At 65.6% G+C, this 2,041-nt stretch carries 1 protein-coding gene; it reads left to right on the top strand.

Going from position 1 to position 2,041, the window contains the following annotated elements; translation table 11 throughout:
- Positions 1-2: 2 nt before the first annotated feature.
- Positions 3-2,041: chemotaxis protein CheA (locus ABIB91_RS41600; RefSeq protein ID WP_354172977.1), on the top strand; the 2,039-nt coding region annotated here is incomplete at its 3' end.

Genomic DNA, 2,041 nt, shown 5'->3' with positions numbered 1-2,041 from the left:
TCATGGATGATCTGTTGCGGGAGTTTTTGACGGAAACCAGTGAGAGCCTGGACACCGTGGACAATCAGCTGGTGAAGTTCGAGCAGGAGCCGAACAACGCCAAGATCCTGGATAACATCTTCCGGCTGGTCCACACCATCAAGGGCACGTGCGGCTTCCTCGGATTGCCGCGGCTGGAAGCGCTGGCGCATGCCGGCGAGACGCTGATGAGCAAATTCCGTGACGGCATGCCGGTGACGGCCGGCGCGGTGACGGTGATCCTGGCCTCGATCGACCGCATCAAGGAAATCCTGTCAGGCCTCGAGGCGACCGAAGCCGAGCCCGAGGGCACCGACCGCGATCTCATCGACAAGCTGGAAGCGATGGTTGAGCAGGGCATGGCGGCCATGGCGGCGGGTGCTGCTGCTCCCGTGGCTGAAGCGCCGCCGCTGGTGCCGGAAGCGTCTGTCGCCGTTGAAGCCGCGCCGACCTCCGGCGTGCTGGCCGACCAGACCCTGGAGCGCCCGCTGCGTCCGGGCGAAGTGTCGCTCGACGAGCTCGAGCGCGCCTTCCGAGAAACCCCGATCGAAGTCCCGGCCCCGGTTGCCAAGGTTGAGGTCAAGGCTGAGCCCGCACCCGCCGCTGAAGCTCCGGCGCCTGTCGCCAAGGAAGTAGCGAAGGAAGCCAAGGCGCCCAAGGAGAAGGCCGCGCCGAAGAAGTCGATCGCCGACGAGGGCGCCGGCGAGGGCGCCAGCATCGCCAACCAGTCGATCCGCGTCAACGTGGATACGCTGGAGCATCTGATGACCATGGTCTCCGAGCTGGTGCTGACCCGCAACCAGCTGTTGGAGATCTCCCGCCGCAACGAGGACACCGAGTTCAAGGTGCCGTTGCAGCGGCTGTCCAACGTCACCGCCGAGCTGCAGGAAGGCGTCATGAAGACGCGCATGCAGCCGATCGGCAATGCCTGGCAGAAGCTGCCCCGCATCGTTCGCGACCTCTCGAGCGAACTCGGCAAGCAGATCGAGCTGGAGATGCACGGCGCCGACACCGAGCTCGACCGCCAGGTGCTCGACCTGATCAAGGACCCGCTCACCCATATGGTGCGCAACTCCGCCGACCATGGCCTGGAGACTCCGGCCGAGCGTCTCGCCGGCGGCAAGGGCGAGCAGGGCACCATCCGCCTGTCCGCCTATCACGAGGGCGGCCACATCATCATCTGCATCGCCGACAACGGCCGTGGCCTGAACACCGACAGGATCAAGGCCAAGGCGATCTCCTCAGGGTTGGTCACCGAGGCCGAGCTCGAGAAGATGAGCGAAGCCCAGATCCACAAGTTCATCTTCGCGCCGGGCTTCTCCACTGCGGCCGCCATCACCTCGGTGTCGGGGCGCGGCGTCGGCATGGACGTGGTGCGCACCAATATCGACCAGATCGGCGGCACCATCGACATCAAGTCGGTCGCCGGCGAAGGCTCCTCCGTCACCATCAAGATCCCGCTGACGCTCGCCATCGTCTCCGCGCTGATCGTGGAAGCCGCCGGCGACCGCTTCGCGATCCCGCAGCTCTCCGTGGTCGAGCTGGTGCGGGCCCGCGCCAACTCGGAGCACCGCATCGAGCGCATCAAGGACACCGCGGTTCTCCGGCTGCGCAACAAGCTGCTGCCGCTGATCCATCTCAAGAAGCTGCTCAAGATCGACGACGGCGCCGTCTCCGATCCCGAGAACGGCTTCATCGTGGTGACGCAGGTCGGCAGCCAGACCTTCGGCATCGTCGTCGACGGCGTGTTCCACACCGAAGAAATCGTGGTCAAGCCGATGTCGACGAAGCTGCGTCACATCGACATGTTCTCGGGCAATACCATCCTGGGCGACGGCGCGGTCATCATGATCATCGACCCCAACGGCATTGCCAAGGCGCTCGGCGCCGCCGGCTCCTCGGCCCATGACATGAACAGCGAGAACGGGGCTCACAGCATCGGAAGTGGCGAGCAGACCACCTCGCTCCTGGTGTTCCGCGCCGGCTCGTCCCAGCCCAAGGCGGTCCCGCTCGGGCTCGTCAC

This window comes from Bradyrhizobium sp. JR4.3 (assembly GCF_040547695.1).
Lineage (GTDB): Bacteria > Pseudomonadota > Alphaproteobacteria > Rhizobiales > Xanthobacteraceae > Bradyrhizobium > Bradyrhizobium canariense.
Note: the sequence above shows the minus strand (reverse complement) of the source record. Positions and strands in the feature narration are given on the sequence as shown.